The sequence below is a fragment of the Clostridiales bacterium FE2011 genome (assembly GCA_017569305.1).
In the GTDB taxonomy this organism is placed as follows: domain Bacteria; phylum Bacillota; class Clostridia; order Christensenellales; family Aristaeellaceae; genus Aristaeella.
The window spans coordinates 2,697,552-2,712,432 of the sequence record CP069418.1 but is presented as its reverse complement, the minus strand read 5'-3'; the positions used below and the strand labels follow the sequence as shown (position 1 = coordinate 2,712,432).

The 14,881-nt window shown below is 52.8% G+C and carries 13 protein-coding genes and 7 tRNA genes; all 20 read right to left on the bottom strand.

Annotation, left to right across the window (positions count from 1 at the left end):
- Positions 1-35: 35 nt before the first annotated feature.
- Positions 36-1,187 carry a glycosyltransferase family 4 protein gene (locus JRC49_12330; protein QTE70571.1) on the bottom strand — a complete coding sequence of 384 codons (1,152 nt, stop codon included), beginning with the start codon at positions 1,185-1,187 and terminating at the stop codon, positions 36-38.
- A gap of 35 nt (positions 1,188-1,222) precedes the next feature.
- Complete coding sequence (locus JRC49_12325) at positions 1,223-2,359, bottom strand: glycosyltransferase family 1 protein (GenBank protein QTE70570.1); 1,137 nt, start codon at positions 2,357-2,359, stop codon at positions 1,223-1,225.
- Between the two features lie 51 nt (positions 2,360-2,410).
- A complete protein-coding gene (locus tag JRC49_12320; GenBank protein ID QTE70569.1) occupies positions 2,411-3,595 on the bottom strand; it encodes a CDP-glycerol glycerophosphotransferase family protein in 1,185 nt (394 codons plus the stop codon).
- 6 nt (positions 3,596-3,601) lie between these two features.
- Positions 3,602-4,963 (bottom strand): O-antigen ligase family protein, encoded by a 1,362-nt coding sequence (locus JRC49_12315; protein QTE70568.1) that lies wholly within the window; start codon positions 4,961-4,963, stop codon positions 3,602-3,604.
- A complete protein-coding gene (locus JRC49_12310; GenBank protein ID QTE70567.1) occupies positions 4,950-6,842 on the bottom strand; it encodes a GGDEF domain-containing protein in 1,893 nt (630 codons plus the stop codon). Before JRC49_12310 ends, JRC49_12315 begins: the two co-directional genes overlap by 14 nt.
- Positions 6,839-8,053 carry a hypothetical protein gene (locus tag JRC49_12305; GenBank protein ID QTE70566.1) on the bottom strand — a complete coding sequence of 405 codons (1,215 nt, stop codon included), beginning with the start codon at positions 8,051-8,053 and terminating at the stop codon, positions 6,839-6,841. The genes JRC49_12310 and JRC49_12305 overlap by 4 nt, the downstream gene beginning before the upstream one ends.
- 200 nt (positions 8,054-8,253) lie before the next feature.
- Positions 8,254-9,105 carry a metallophosphoesterase gene (locus JRC49_12300; GenBank protein QTE70565.1) on the bottom strand — a complete coding sequence of 284 codons (852 nt, stop codon included), beginning with the start codon at positions 9,103-9,105 and terminating at the stop codon, positions 8,254-8,256.
- Positions 9,106-9,393: 288 nt separating this feature from the next.
- Positions 9,394-9,477 (bottom strand) — tRNA-Leu (locus JRC49_12295).
- 5 nt (positions 9,478-9,482) lie between these two features.
- Positions 9,483-9,567, bottom strand: a tRNA-Tyr gene (locus JRC49_12290).
- Positions 9,568-9,594: 27 nt separating this feature from the next.
- Positions 9,595-9,670: transfer RNA gene (locus JRC49_12285), tRNA-Thr, on the bottom strand.
- Positions 9,671-9,703: 33 nt separating this feature from the next.
- Positions 9,704-9,780, bottom strand: a tRNA-Asp gene (locus JRC49_12280).
- A 9-nt stretch (positions 9,781-9,789) separates the two neighbouring features.
- A tRNA-Ile gene (locus tag JRC49_12275) sits at positions 9,790-9,863 on the bottom strand.
- 21 nt (positions 9,864-9,884) lie between these two features.
- Positions 9,885-9,957, bottom strand: a tRNA-Glu gene (locus tag JRC49_12270).
- A gap of 18 nt (positions 9,958-9,975) precedes the next feature.
- A tRNA-Pro gene (locus JRC49_12265) sits at positions 9,976-10,050 on the bottom strand.
- Positions 10,051-10,208: 158 nt separating this feature from the next.
- Positions 10,209-11,078 (bottom strand): DUF368 domain-containing protein, encoded by an 870-nt coding sequence (locus tag JRC49_12260; GenBank protein ID QTE70564.1) that lies wholly within the window; start codon positions 11,076-11,078, stop codon positions 10,209-10,211.
- Positions 11,079-11,094: 16 nt separating this feature from the next.
- On the bottom strand, positions 11,095-11,574 hold the full coding sequence (locus tag JRC49_12255; GenBank protein ID QTE70563.1) for a small multi-drug export protein: 480 nt from the start codon (positions 11,572-11,574) through the stop codon (positions 11,095-11,097).
- Positions 11,575-11,659: 85 nt separating this feature from the next.
- On the bottom strand, positions 11,660-11,896 hold the full coding sequence (locus JRC49_12250) for a hypothetical protein (GenBank protein QTE70562.1): 237 nt from the start codon (positions 11,894-11,896) through the stop codon (positions 11,660-11,662).
- A gap of 255 nt (positions 11,897-12,151) precedes the next feature.
- Positions 12,152-12,691 (bottom strand): ribosome-associated translation inhibitor RaiA, encoded by a 540-nt coding sequence (gene raiA / locus JRC49_12245; GenBank protein QTE70561.1) that lies wholly within the window; start codon positions 12,689-12,691, stop codon positions 12,152-12,154.
- Positions 12,692-12,901: 210 nt separating this feature from the next.
- Positions 12,902-13,648: a response regulator gene (locus tag JRC49_12240; GenBank protein ID QTE70560.1), complete on the bottom strand. Its 747-nt coding sequence runs from the start codon at positions 13,646-13,648 to the stop codon at positions 12,902-12,904.
- 9 nt (positions 13,649-13,657) lie between these two features.
- Positions 13,658-14,866: a carbohydrate ABC transporter substrate-binding protein gene (locus tag JRC49_12235; GenBank protein QTE70559.1), complete on the bottom strand. Its 1,209-nt coding sequence runs from the start codon at positions 14,864-14,866 to the stop codon at positions 13,658-13,660.
- Positions 14,867-14,881: the final 15 nt, after the last annotated feature.

The following is a 14,881-nucleotide window of genomic DNA, read 5'->3' as shown; positions in this document are numbered from 1 at the left end:
TTCCGGGCAGGATACCTCCAGCCGTATGCCCGATCTCAGCCGTCCAGGAGTCTCCTGTACAGCCTGTCCGTCTGCTCCGTAATCTCCTGCCAGGTATACTTGGACGAAATCACTTCCCGGGCTTCACTGCGATATGCTTCCGCCTGATCGGGATGGTCGCACAGGTTCTGCAGCGTCTCCCGCAGGGCTTCCGCGTTCCCGCGGGGAAAAGTGAGGCCGCAGCCGTTCATAACAGCTGTACACTCCCTGATATCGGATGTCACGCAGCAGCAGCCGTAATTCATAGCCTCCAGCAGGCTGAGCGGCATACCCTCGTGGTCGCTGGGCAGCACATACAGATGCGCATTGCTGTACAGCTCTTCCAGGACAGGCCCCTGCAGGAAACCGGTAAAGATGATGGACGGGGTATCTCCGGCCATTTCATGCAGCTGCTTCACATAGTCATCTGTATCCGATGATCCGCCGGCGATCACCAGCTTCTTATCCGTATGGAGCTTCCGGTATGCATCAATGAGGTAGTGAATTCCTTTTCCCGGATCAAGGCGGCCCACAAAAAGGATGTATCCCCGGGAAACCAGTCCGAACTGCTCGATAATCTCACGAGCCGGCCGAATCTCTGCCGGTTCGACACCGTTGGGAATCAGCACCGTATCCCGTCCGTATTCCCTGAGGAAATACTCCTGCATGCTGGTGTTCAGCACGATAATGCTGTGGGCATGACGAACCGCCGCTTTTTCTCCCCGCAGAATATATGCGGAAGCGAACTTCCCCCATTTCTGACGCTTATGGTCAAGCCCGTGGACAGTCACCACGACCTTTTTGCCCATGAGTCTCGGCAGCCAGCAGAAAACACACGGTCCCTCCGCATGGAAGTGCACCAAATCAAACCGGCTGAATGCCGCCATGATCGTCGCAAGGACTGAGGAGGATACAGCCGCCAGCCCGCGGCGGTCCACCGTCGGCGTCCAGATCAGCCGGACTCCCCGGTATTCCCGTGCCAGGTTCCCTTGTCTCCGAAGCTTCCTGGCCTCTTTGCTTGTCCTGTTATAGCAGGTCACCTTATAGCCGGCCTCCGCGAGATGCGGCGCAAGGTTGCTTACAACAACCTCCACTCCTCCGTCCCTGGAGGGGATGAATTTGTGTCCGATTATTGCGATCCGTTTCGCTTCTTTCTGCACGCTGATCATTCCCTCCTTTCATAACAGACGGGCAAGCCGGTCCTTCAGGCTTCCGGCTGTGCGGTGGAATACGCGCGGGCTTCCATTTCCAGGTAGATCTCCTGAAGTTTCCGCGCTTCCGTATGTATGTCATACCCTGCCTGGCGGACAGTTTCCTTTCCCTGCAGCCGGTTCGTTTCTGTTTGTCTTATCGCTGCAATCTGCCTGGCCCATTCCGCGTCGTCCGTGTCGAGGGAAATCCTTCGCGCTTCCGGAGAGAGCAGGATCTCGTCTGTAACCCGGTCAGAGAACACACACGGCAGTCCGGCTGCCTGCGCCTCGATGCCGACCACCGGAAGTCCTTCAAACAGTGAAGGGAGTACAAAGCAGTCCATTGCCTGATACCATGCGCTGACATCCGCCATCTGCCCGGGCATAATCGTCCTGTCCAGGATTCCGAGGCCGCGCGCCTTCTCCTTCATGGCCTGTTCCAGCTCGCCGGTGCCGATCAGGACGAGGCGGGCTTCAGGAATGTCCCTGGCGGCAGCGGCAAAAATATCCAGCAGCCGGCTATGGTTCTTCTGGACGTTGAATCTGCCCACATGGCCGATCACAAAGCATTTGTCCAGTCCTTGCTGCCGCCTCTTGCGTTCCCGGACTTCCGGCCGGAACCCGAACCGTTCCACGTCGATTGCGTTATGCAGAATGAAGCCGGATGTGTTCCAGCGTTTTTTTCCGTAATAGTAGATTCCCGCATCCCTGCCGCAGCTCCAGTAATCCGTCGCCGCGCCGGGAAGCAGCTGCTTGCAGACCAGCTTCAGCGGATATTTGTAATCGCGGATAATCCGCGTATTGTGCGCATGCGCAATCCGGATCCGGATCCCGGCGTCTCTGGCGCTTTGGAGAGCATAATACCCCATCGCCTCATTATGCGCGTGAACGATTCGGATATCGGGATTGTCGCGCAGAAGCTCCGCCATGTACCGTCTGTACCGGGGAAAATGCAGCGGATTCAGCCCGGGACTGACAAACACACGCCCGCCCAGGCTGCGGATCTCTTCGTCATATTCGCCCGGTACCGGTTTGTTGGCCAGGAAATCAAACTGGATCCGGCTCCGGTCTATCTCCCGGTAATAGTTCATCAGCATGGTTTCGATTCCCGCACGTCCCATATTGCTGACGGAATGCAGTACACGAAGCATCTTCTTGGGTTCCTCCCCTGCCGCTGTTTGGGGCGCGGCGCCCGTTTCCTGTCATTTTTCCCCGCTCATACGGCTGAGGATCCGGTACGTCCGCTCACAGTTGTTTTCATCCCGGACCGGGAAAAAGGCCTCCAGGCGGTTCCGGTATTCTTCCTGCACCCGGAAATCATTCCCGGCACATTCATATAAGGCGTCCATCACTTCTTCCTCTGTCCTGGCAACAGGACCGAATCCGTGTTCCTCTGCTGTGAAATAGCCTTCCTGGTAATGATATTTCCGGAAGTCCTCCAAATCGAACTGATAATATATCACCGGCTTTTCCATATATCCCACGTCAAAGAACACACTGGAATAATCCGTAATCAGCAGGCTGCAGCGCATCAGCAGTGTCTGGACATCATAATCCTTCCAGCTTGCCAGGACAATCCGGTCCGATGGAGCTTTGAACTTATCCAATTCTTCCTGAAGCTCAATGTGAGGATAGAATATCAGCCTGAGATCCCGCTCCTCCAGGAGGCGGAGCAGGCGGGCATTCTCCAGCAGGGACTGAAAATGACGGTAAAAAGGTGTTCCGTAAAACTGTGCTCCGCGGGGATAGTCCGAACCCCGCCAGGTGGGCATAACAAGGATTTCATTGGAAGGCTTGTTTCCCCGGAGGAGATTGTCATATCTGCATAATCCCGTGTATTGAATCACGCCTTCCGGGAAACCGTATTCAGATACGAGGTAATCGTATTCCATCCTGCTGCCGCTGGCAAAAAAGTCAAGCTTCAGCCCGGGATATCTCATCAGTCTCATGTTGTTCTGAATAATCCCGTGCTGCAGGAAAATCTGTTTCCCCCTTGGCCGGATCCCCATCTGACGAAGATGATAAAAAGCCATCAGGTCGGGCGAGGCAGGCTGGACATGGGTACCAATCAGCATATCTGCAGCCAGATACATCAGATAGTGTTTCAGCGATCTCCATGCAGCGACCTTGCCAAGCTGCGCAACCTTTCCGTAATCCGGGCTGGCCGGATCAATGACAAAGCACACGTTGATCTGCGGCTGCTGTTCCCGCAGATAGCGGAAAAACCAGTATGCGTTATCCCTGGCGTCATACCCGCGTTCCATCACCAGCCAGAGATGGCGGTATGCATTGCTCGTTTTTCTCAGTACCGCGGCGATGGGCCGGAGCAGCGTCAGCAGAAACACATCCTTCAGATAAGCCGGCAGCCGCTTCAGTATGTGCAGCATTTTCCATCATTCTCCCATCTCAATCAGCCGGATCTCATTCATCGCTTCATCCGGTGTCGGCGCTTTCCACCGAACCTGCTTCAGCTTTTCGCGGATCCGGTAGCTGTAACTCATGGGAATCAGTTTCAGGCCGATACAGCTCCAGAAATAGAAAGCTGTATTGTCCGTCAGGTACGTTACGGTCATATAGGCCAATATGGCTATATACAGCAATCCGGTTTCCGTATCATGCTGTTTCATCCAGTAAGAGGGATACAGGATATAATTGATCCCCGCCCACAGGGTGAATCCCAGCGCGCCGAGTTCAATAAAGATCTTCAGGATATCATTGTGCAGCGGAAATGGATGATTGATCAGTCCGTTGCTGTACCAGATATTCACCAGGTCGGTCACGCCTTCAAAGCCCAGTCCCTTCCAGAATGGGGAAAGCTCATAGTAGTCATTGGGCAGCTTCCACAGGATATCGCGGCCCATCATATCGATACCGAGCGATTCGAGAAAAGATACCAGGATGCCGCTCCGCGTCAGGTAGAGATACAGGTAGAAAAACAGAAACAGGCTGATCCCCGTCGCCATGATAAACTTTCCCGGTTTTCGGGCCTTCCGGACCAGCTTTACGAATACACATACAAAAAGCACCGCCGGCAGGACGCTGCGTTTCAGTCCCACCAGCATGAAAAATACGGAGAGGATCACCCCCAGGCGCCGGATGCGTTTCTCCGGTTTTGATCCTTTCGGTGCAAACATCATGTAGTAAATGAAGAACTGCCCGAACAGGAAAGTGATATCATGGATTTCCAGCGCCCGCACAAACCCTTCAGCCTCACCGAACGTGATCAGACAGGTCACAACGGAAGAGATGCTCTCCACGAAACCGTACTTCGGCATTTCCAGCAGAATGATGGCCGCGTTTGTGGCGCACATGCTGAAAAACATGTAATTGATCGCCCTGTCTTCAAACAGGTAGCACATGAATACACAGTAAATAATAACAATTGTCTGGAACAGGATCTTCTGCCCTGCCCGGCTGATGGATGCTGTCTGGGAAAGATCCGTGATCCATATATACAGGCTGACCAGGGTATAAACGGCAATCATGAGCAGGAAGATGGGAAAATACCCTATTGCCTTCCTGATCTTTGCGAAATCTGCGGTCACAAGGAAACACAGGAATGCACATACGATCGTCCCGAGCACGATGACTTTCGGCAACGCTCCGTATGCATCATTGAGTGTCTTCCAGTCTCCGAGGCCGGCGAAAACGGTGCAGGCAACAGCGAGAAATGCGATAAATACCGGGCATTCCTTTCTTGTTGTTTGCTGCATCCGGCTGTATTCACCATTCAGCAGGGAGTTATTGCGCATCATTTTTTTTCCTCGTGCTTACCGGCTTTGTGCGATTCCGGGTTTTCTCCGGTGCATTTTTACCGGAAACATCCTCTGATTCGGCCTCATTCTGTTCAGAATGCATTCTCTGCAGGGCAAGCCTGAGCAGATCTCTGATTTCAAAAATGTGGTCCTCGCTTGAAACAGCTTTGCCGGAGATATAGTGAACAGTATGTCCCTGATTCAGGTTATTGTATTTCTCAACCTGGCGTCCGATTGCTTTCAGAATCACATCCAGCTTGTCCGGCGGGCATTTCGGGAAGAAGGCGTAGAAGACGCCGCTGCCGTTATGCCCCACAAATCCGTACAGGTCGCCGTAGCTCTTCAGAATCGCCGCAAAGTCCTTCAGCACTTCATCACCGGCTTCCCGTCCGTATTCATTGGACAGGCTGCTCAGGGAATCCATCTTCAATGCTACGCAGGCAAAATTCTCATCCAGCAGTTTGTTCGCCCATTCACTGATATACACGTCGCATCTGGCCCGGTTCGGAATCTGAACGGTTTTATCCACATACCGGAAATAGTCGATAAAGTCCAGTGCTCTTCCCAGCAGTACAGCTCCGATGCCGCCCACCAGCACAAACAATATGATGGCAAGCACAAGGTACAGCTTGATGTTCACAGTCGGCTGAACATTGATGCTGCTGATCATCGCCAGATAATTTGCGCTCAGCTGGCGGTTCAGTTCGCGTCCCGTGTTTTCCACGTACTGATAGTATTTGTTTGCCAGTTCTGCACAGCGATTGATCTTTTCACGGATTTCTTCGGAACTGAAAGTCTTCCGCCCCTGTGCATGGTCCTCGGCCTCAAACACAGACAGCAGGTATTCCTTGTGTTCCTTCTCGATTGTTTTCTGCCGGACATCGATGTTCAGGTCCACATATTCCTGGATCAGGCCGTCATATGTTGTTTCCTTGTTACTATGCTCATGATTGTATTCAACATCCTTCAGGATGGATTCCGTTCCGTTCTCCGCGCTTTGATAATGATAATCCATCATTTCCTTGTTGCGGATGCTGTAATTGTCAATCAGTTTTTTCAGGGATTTTGACCGTTCCTGCCGGTTTTCGATATACAGCTGCAGATCCTCGCAGTCTTTTGTCAGCCGGCTCACCAGCAGGTCGCTGTCATTCGTCTCCGCATTGGACAGTATTGCCGCATAGAGGCCGGGAATTTCGTAATTGTACAGCAGGCGGTAGATACGGTACAGGTCGTTGTATGTATATCCCGTGTCCACCGACCGGAAATACGGATAGTCTTCCCGTTTGCTCAGCAGGTAATCCAGCATTTCCGAAATGGAATCCTCCATCACCTGCGTACTTTCCACATAGTCATAGTTCCCTTCCGCCAGCACGGAAACGCCGTTGCCCTGCAGCGGTTCCTCCACATACTTTCCTGCATAGAACTCGTAATAATTCTTGATGATGGCGTCCAGCATGTTCCAGGCATAATCCTCACCGGTATCATTGTTGCCGATAAAATATACCCGGTACGTATCCGTAACATAGGAGGGATCCTCACCCTTTTCCACCAGGGCTTCATTCAGCTTCTGCTGTGTTTCCGGAACCACTTCCTCCACATAGCAGTTGGAGCGGACAGAATCAATATTGGAATGAAATCCCAGGTCTGCCATGGCAGCGTCAATCACCGTCGAAGAATAGATTTCTTCCACATTCAGGGGACTTCCGTCCGGTGTATACCCCTCTTTGGCAGCGGAGTTGGTATACTGGATCACCGTGGAAGCCACATACCGCTGCTGGGATTTGGCGTAGAAATAGATAAACAGGGAGCCGATCACGGACAGAAGAAAGATCAGCAGGCTGAATTTCTTCAGATAGCGCAGAATGCTGAATTGTCTCATACTTCTTTCTCCTTGTCTGAAAGAATCTTCCACAGCAGCACGCAGGCCAGTAACGCGATCAGGGCCAGCACGGAATAAAGGAGAGAATGAACGAGGTCAATCTGATCCTTAAAGCCCCTGCTGTCATCGCTGAAACTGATATAGTTGCGGGCTCTTGCGCTCGTATATGCGCTGTCCGCCGTCTGGATATCAGCGGCAAGTTTATCCAGTGTTTCGTCCATCTCGTGGATCATAGCGTCAGCCTTCGCTTTTTTCTTCCGGTCAGACAGCCTTGTCTTCAGCTTTTCAGTCAGATAAGTGCTGTATTCAATCTGCTCCAGCCGTTCTGTCGCGCCTGCAAGCTGCGCGTCGGCGTGAAGGGCCATATTGTCCATCCCGGTTTTGGTCCTGGACATATAATACTGCATCGTCTGATCCTGGGTAGGAATCATGACAACAGCGCTCATCGCAGCGTCATACAGCCGGATTCCGTTATTATCCTCATCGTATGCTGCCATCAGTTTGCTGTACATCAGCCGATCCATACGTATTTTGTAATCCAGCATGCTGATAAGGCCAGCCCGGTCATTCGCTATGCCGTTTTCAATCACATAGGATCGGAGTTTTGCGAGGTCATAGTCATAGAAGTTATTCACCCGCTGTTCCAGCGCTGAAAAAGTAATTCCGGTATCCGGTTCCTGATAGTTTTTGCTTTCCCGCCTGCGAAGCTGTACATATTTCTCCAGCTGGCTGCACTTCAGGTCCAGCAGATCAACCGCGGTCAGATACTCGTCATTGAATTTCAGGTCATCAATCTCAAAAGACAGGATGGAGTGATTGTATCCGTAGTGCTCCACGAAGTACTCGCGATACGCTTTGCAAAGAAGTGAAAGCATATCTTCCGCGGTTCTTCCGGCCATAGCCCCGTTGACTGTAAACTCCACAACAAACGAGGTGCTGATATAGTTCACGCTGCCGCTGATGCTTTTATCATGCGTTGCCTGAACGTTGATGCATTCGCTCAGTTCTTTCGGAGTGATCTTTCCTTCCAGGCCGGCATATTCAATCAGCCGTTCCATCACTTCGCCGCCCTGGATCTCGAAGATGTTGAACCGCGTCCTGTTGGGCGTCAGGCCTTTGGAAGCTTCCTCATAATCCAGCGACAGCACAGTGCTGGCCGTGTGCTTGTTTACAAAATAGTGATAACCGCACAATGCCAGGAAAACAAGCATAAAAACAATGAGAAAGAAACGCCACCTCTTCCGGAATACTTTCAAAGCATTTCGCATGCCGTTCCATACTTTGCCGGAAATTCCGGGCGTTCCTGCGGATTCGCCAGTCCGGATTTTGTTCTTCTCTTTCATTCCTTCTCCTTCTTATCTTTCAGGTCATCCTGCAGACGTGCTGTGCGGCGGTTGTACACCGGGAATTCCTAATACCGGTCAATATCGATCACAACCAGTTCCGGCATGTTATTGATCCGCGGCGGGAACGGTTTGGAATCGCCGAGTCCCGCGCTGACGATCAGTTTCTGTTGGTTCTGCAGCGTGTATTCCCCCGCAGTAAAGCGCGGGAAGAATCCTTCTTCGTCCGAATACAGGCCTCCGGCAAAAGGCAGGTTCACAATCCCGCCGTGCACGTGTCCCGCGATTCCCAGGTTGAAATCATATCCGGCCAGCTGCGATTCAAAGAGGATCGGAACATGGGCCATCAGAATGCTGTACGCAGATGGATTGATCACGGTTTTATCCATGAATTCCCGTCCGCCGTATGCTTCAAATCCGTGAGCGCTGCCTTCCACTCCGATCAGCTGGATCACGTCATTTCCGATCCGGACCTCTTCAGTCGCGTTGCGCAGCAGCTTCAGCCCCGCGTCTCTGAACTTCCCGGGCAGTTCCTGGTCGTCCCGGTAATAAATGCGTTCGCTCTCATGATTTCCGAGAACCCCGTAACACGGCGCGATCCCGGATAATGAGGACACAAGATTCAGCATGGGCCTGTAGTCATCCTGTTCCCGGATCACCATATCGCCCGGGATAAGAATCAGATCTGGTTTCAGGGCTCGGATGTCAGAAATCAGCGTTTCGTTTTTTTCCCCGTATTCCCGGTTATGAATATCGGAGACAACCGCGATCCGGATGTTGTCACTGACTTTTCCGGATGTCTCCTGATAGAATCTGATCAGGTAATGGGTCTGCGTATACTGGCTGTAAAAATACACAGCCGCAGTAATGATCGCCAGGATCAATACCAAAGCGATCAGTACACGAAAGAACTTCCGCAAAAAACGGTTTTTCCGCCTTGCCGTTTTCTTTTTTACAAGTACGGTATCAGTACTCATGTAAACGTTTACTCCTGAGTTTAGATTTTTGCATAGTTGTTTTTCCTATTATATCAGCTGAATATATGAAAAACAAGGTGATTTACGTTACACTTTTGCATTCTGCAATCATGAAATAATATGATTGGATCATAAAGTACATACATCATACCGGAGCAATGGCAAAGAAACCGCAGCCGGATGACCGGAAGTAAAAAAGAAAAGAGCTCTTGATCTCTCAAGAGCTCTACGTGCGGGAAACAGGACTTGAACCTGCAAGTACGTACGTACACATGAACCTGAATCATGCGCGTCTGCCAATTCCGCCATTCCCGCAAGTATGGTGGGCAGGGGTGGATTCGAACCACCGAAGCTAATAGCGGCAGATTTACAGTCTGCTCCCTTTGGCCACTCGGGAACCTACCCATATGATGTCCCTCTTGACCCAAAGGGTGGAGCTGGCGATGGGACTCGAACCCGCAACCTGCTGATTACAAATCAGCTGCTCTGCCAATTGAGCTACGCCAGCACGAAGCTCGTTCTGCGAGTCCTACCGTAAAAGTGGCGACCCGGAAGGGGCTCGAACCCTCGACCTCCAGCGTGACAGGCTGGCGCTCTAACCAACTGAGCTACCGGGCCAAATGGCTGTGGGCCTTCAGGGACTTGAACCCCGGACCAACCGGTTATGAGCCGGCCGCTCTGACCAACTGAGCTAAAGGCCCATATCGGAAAGGAAGAAAAAGTGACTCCGCCGGGATTCGAACCCGGGTAGCCGCCGTGAAAGGGCGGTGTCTTAGGCCTCTTGACCACGGAGCCACGTACGAGGTGACTGAGTCGGGGTGAAGGGATTCGAACCCCCGGCCCCATGCTCCCAAAGCACGTGCGCTAGCCAGACTGCGCTACACCCCGGTGCATCCTTCCCACGGTCTATCCCGCAGGCGACTTTGTTAATATACACGATTATTTGACGGATGTCAATCACTTTTTTTTCCATTACTGAAGAAAAATTTTTACGTGCTGAATCAGTCCCTGTCGTGTATGTGTGCCTGCCCGAATCAGTCCTTGTCTTATGCTTCCTTCTTATCCAGTGTGGACATAAACCAGGCAATCGCAAAACCGACAATCAGGCAGGCAATGCTGGCAATCCAGTTTCCGGTGTTTGCCAGCTGGAAGCATTCCCGGTTCTGCATCAGCAGTGCCACAGGAGATCCGATCACCAGTCCGAAAATCGCGGAGAAGGTCAGTGCGGCATGCTTTTTGAGCAGGAAGTTCATGAGCTTCGCGATGAACACGATGCCCACAAGAAGACCGATTACATAAGGCGCCAGAATCGCAAGGCTGGACCAGTCCCCGCCCCGCAGGTCATTCATGGCATTGATAACCGGGTTGTAGTAGCCCAGGAGCATCAGGATCATGGAGCCGGAGATACCCGGAATGACCATGGTGGAAGAAGCAATTGCGCCCAGCGGGATCATCAGCAGGATGGTTCCGATGGAATGATCCACTGTCCGCGCTTCCGGAGGATTCAGCAGGGGCAGAACCACTACCAGCGCCAGGAAGACCAGGAACAGGATCACGCCGGGGATCTTGGCGCTCTTCATATTGACCCGCTTGTAAATGGCGGGAAGTCCCCCGAGAATCAGGCCGATGAACGCGAAATTGGTGGGCAGGCGGGTGATCGGAATCTCATCGGATTTCGTTCCCAGCAGGGTGCCGATGAGCGCGGCAAAGGCAAACAGGCCGATCAGCACGCCGATGATAATCGGCAGAAGATCCTTGAAGTTCTTCTTGAACTGCTTGAAAAGGTTATTCACCGCATAGATCACGCGGTCATAAATACCCATGGACACGGCCATGGTCCCGCCGGATACGCCGGGGATGATATTGGAAACGCCGATTACGGCGCCGCGCAGAATGTCAAGAATCCACTGCAGCATTGAACTAACCTTCCCTTCAGCCAATAAGTTGTACGCCGTTGATAACAATCAGGCTTCCCACACCCATAATGATGGCAGCCAGCAAGACGCCCAGCAGCACAGCAATGACGCTGGATTTGAAATCCATATCCAGGATGCTTGCAGCCAGGGTACCCGTCCAGGCTCCGGTTCCGGGAAGCGGAATGCCGACAAACAGCAGAAGCGCGATGAAAAGTCCCTTGGTGCCGGCCCTTGCCTTCAGCTTTTCGCCTGCTTTGTGACCCTTTTCCAGGCAGAAAGTAAAGAAGCGCCCGATGTATTTTTTATCCTTGCCCCATTCCAGCACCTTGCGTGCAAAGAAAAAGATCACCGGCACCGGCAGCATATTGGCCACCATGCACACGATGTAGGCAGGCAGGGTGGGAATCCCGTTGGCCAGTGCGTAAGGCAAAGCGCCCCTGAGCTCGATCAGGGGAACCATGGAAATCAGAAATGAAATAATGTAGTGTTTCAGCATATATCCTCCGGCGGGCATCCTGAATGTCCCGGCAAAAAAACAACGTCGGCATTATAGCATAGCCGCAAAACCGTGTAAAGCCGGGTCAGGGCCTGTCATCAAACCATTCGGCGTCTTCCGGATCCTCATCAAAGGACGCGGCAATGTTTTCCGGATCAAACCTGGGATCAAAGGCCAGGTCCTTCAGTCTCTCCCGACTGACCACCGTATTGGTTCCCAGGCAGTCATTGCAGCGATAGCCGCAGTCCGGGCAGATACAGCCCAGATGATCGCTTTCCGCCTGGATCATGTAGGTTCCGCATTGCTTACAGCTGCACCGCATACGGATCGTCTCCTTCCCGAATTCAAGGGAAATTATAGCAAACCAGCAGAGGATATTCAAGAAAGGCAAAAAAATGGGGCCGCACCCGCGGCCCCGGGGTATATTGTACGGTCCGGATCTCAGGGTCATTTTACGGCCTTGTCGCTCTGATCGCTAATCGCGTTTTGATGTGCATGGCTTCTCTCCGGAAATTCCACATGCTGTTTGAGCTTTTTTTGCCGTTCCTGATTGTCCTATCCGGACTTTACAGTCTCATTAAGCTTCCGGCTCCAGCAAACCCAGATCTCCGTCCTTTCTCAGGTAGAGGACGTTGGTCCGATCTGTGTCGATATTTACAAAGGCGAAGAAATTATGTCCCAGCAGTTCCATTTCAATTGCGGCGTCTTCCACGCTCATGGGGCGTACCGGGAAGGTCTTCTGCTTAACCACCTTTCTCTCTTTCTCTTCTTCGCCTGAATCCTCTTCAATATACTCCGGCACATCCGGGATTTCTTCTCTCAGGTTCTTGCCCAGCTTCGTCCGGTGTTTCCGGATCTGCCGTTCCATCTTCGCCAGGGCTTTGTCAATGGCGAGGAACAGGTTGTCGTCCGCGGAGGACTCGCTGCGCAGGATCACGTTCTTTCCCATGGGGACGGTGATTTCCACCACCCGGCGGTCGTTCTTCTCCTTTCTCATTCTTACCTGCATCTCTGTCTCTGGCCAGAGATACTTGCCCATGGTTTCCGTCTTCTTCTCGATCCTCTGAGTGATTGCCGGGCTGACCGACATGTTACGTGCCTGTATTGTAAGTTTCATATTTCCGATGGGCTCCTTTCAAATTTGTGATACATGATTCTCACAGAAAGGTTATCCGATCAGATTCCCTCTCTGTGAAAGATCGTGTGCCATCGGCATCACACCCTTTCATTTTGTTTCTGTTTTATTATTTCGACACCCCTCGACGAATTCCTTCTTCTTTTTGTATTTTTTTTGAGAATTTAAGACCATTTATAACAAAATTTGTATTTACATCTGATGATTCCTGTATTCTCCGGGCGTGCAGCCGGCGATTTTCTTGAAGCTGCGGGAGAAATGCGCCACGTCTGAGAAGCCTGCCATTTCCGCAATTTCATGTATCCGGAGCGCCGGATCCGCCAGCAGTTTTTTGGCTTTGGCAATCCGCATACTTCCCAGCAGGTCAAAGAAGCTCTGATCCGTTTCACGATTCAGCAGCTTGGACAGATGCCACTGGCTCACATAAACGTGATCCGCCACCTCTCCCAGGGAAAGATGCTGCTCTGTGCAGTGTTCCTTCATATAGGCCAGCGCCGCCTTGACCAGGTGGTTGCCGGCTTCCTTCACGGATTCGTCATCCGGATCCTCTGGCAGCTGCGGCATGGCGTCCAGCCGGGAAACCATCAGCTTCACGGCTTCCTGCAGTTCATCCAGGTTGCTGGGCTTGAGCAGGTATCGGCACACGCCCAGCGTAATGGCCTTCCGGGCGTATTCAAAATCCCGGTAAGCCGTCAGCACGGACATCTGGATGCCCGGAAACTCGCTGCGGATGGCTGCCAGCATTGTCAGTCCGTCCATGTTCGGCATCCGGATATCCGTCAGCACGATATCCGGCCGGATGCTGCGGATCAGTTCCAGGCCGCTGACGCCGTCATGGGCTGTACCGGCGATTTCACAGCCAAGTTCTGCCCACGGAATCACCGTGGACAGTCCGCGGATAATCAGTCTTTCATCGTCCACAAGGACTACCCGATACATCTCTTCACCTCATTCCGCGAAAGGGGCCAGGCTCATCACCCGGCGCCAGCATTCTTCAGGCGTCATGGTTCCCTCCGCCACCGCGGGAATACATTCCAGCAGCCAGACTTCCCGGGCCTTGATGTTCATGGCGTCCTGCAGCGGGCTGACCATCTGCCTCCCTGCCTGCATATCCTTTGCGGAATCCAGCAGCCTCCCCGAAAGGGTAGAGCTGCCAAGCTCCGCGATACTTTCTTCGCTGGTCAGTTCCTGCAGCAGGGCCACTGCCGCGTCCCGCCGTCCGGACTCCCAGGCCCGGCGGGTCAGGTAGAAGCCCATAGAAACACCGCCGACATAGCAGTCGGCCGTTCCTTCCCCATTGTGCAGCGGCATGGGCAGCACCCGCAGGGTGTCCATCATCCCGTACGTAAAGGAGGATTGAATCCAGCTGCCGTCCATCTGCATGGCCGCCTTCTTTTCCAGGAACAGGTTGGTGGTCGCGCTTTCATAGGTGCTCCACGCGTTATCCGCAAAGGCCCCGGCCTCTGCCAGTTCCCGGATCAGGCTCATTGCTTCCAGCCAGGAGGCAGGCACCTCTTCAAAAGTCTTCGGCCTTGCTGCCAGGTCTTCTTTTGGCGCGCAGGCCAGCAACGACATTTCCGCCAGGTAATGGGGAATGTCTGACAGGGAAATGGCAATCGGGATAATACCATTCTCCCGGAAGATTTTGATTGCTTCCAGAAGCGACGTCCAGTCCTTCGGCAGCGGCGCACCGTATTGCTCAAACAGGTCTGTATGTACATACAGGCCTTCCCAGTATCCTCTCACCGGCACCGCGTATACCTTCCCGTCCGGTTCCCGCAGGATATCGTTTTCCGGCAGGTTCATATCCGGATAGGCAGTATTGATTTCTTCAAGAGAAACGACCCGGGACAGGATCGGTGCGGAGTCCGCTCCCGCCGCGAAGAAGAAAAGGATATCCGGCTCATTTCCCGCCGCGAAGTCCTTCAGGACATCTGTCTTCCAGGCCTCATCGATGACGGCGGAATTGTCGATCACCGTATTGCCGGTCATCGACTCATAGTGCTGCAGGATCGCAACGTATTCTTCCGCAGACCCGTCCAGGCCCGCAAAACAGCTGATGGTGCGCAGCGTAACGCCGCCCTCCGCCGTTCCTCTTCCGGCAAGGACTGTCAGCAGCAGCGCCGCTGTTACTGCAATCAACTTCCTGATTCGCATATCCTTCTGCCTCCC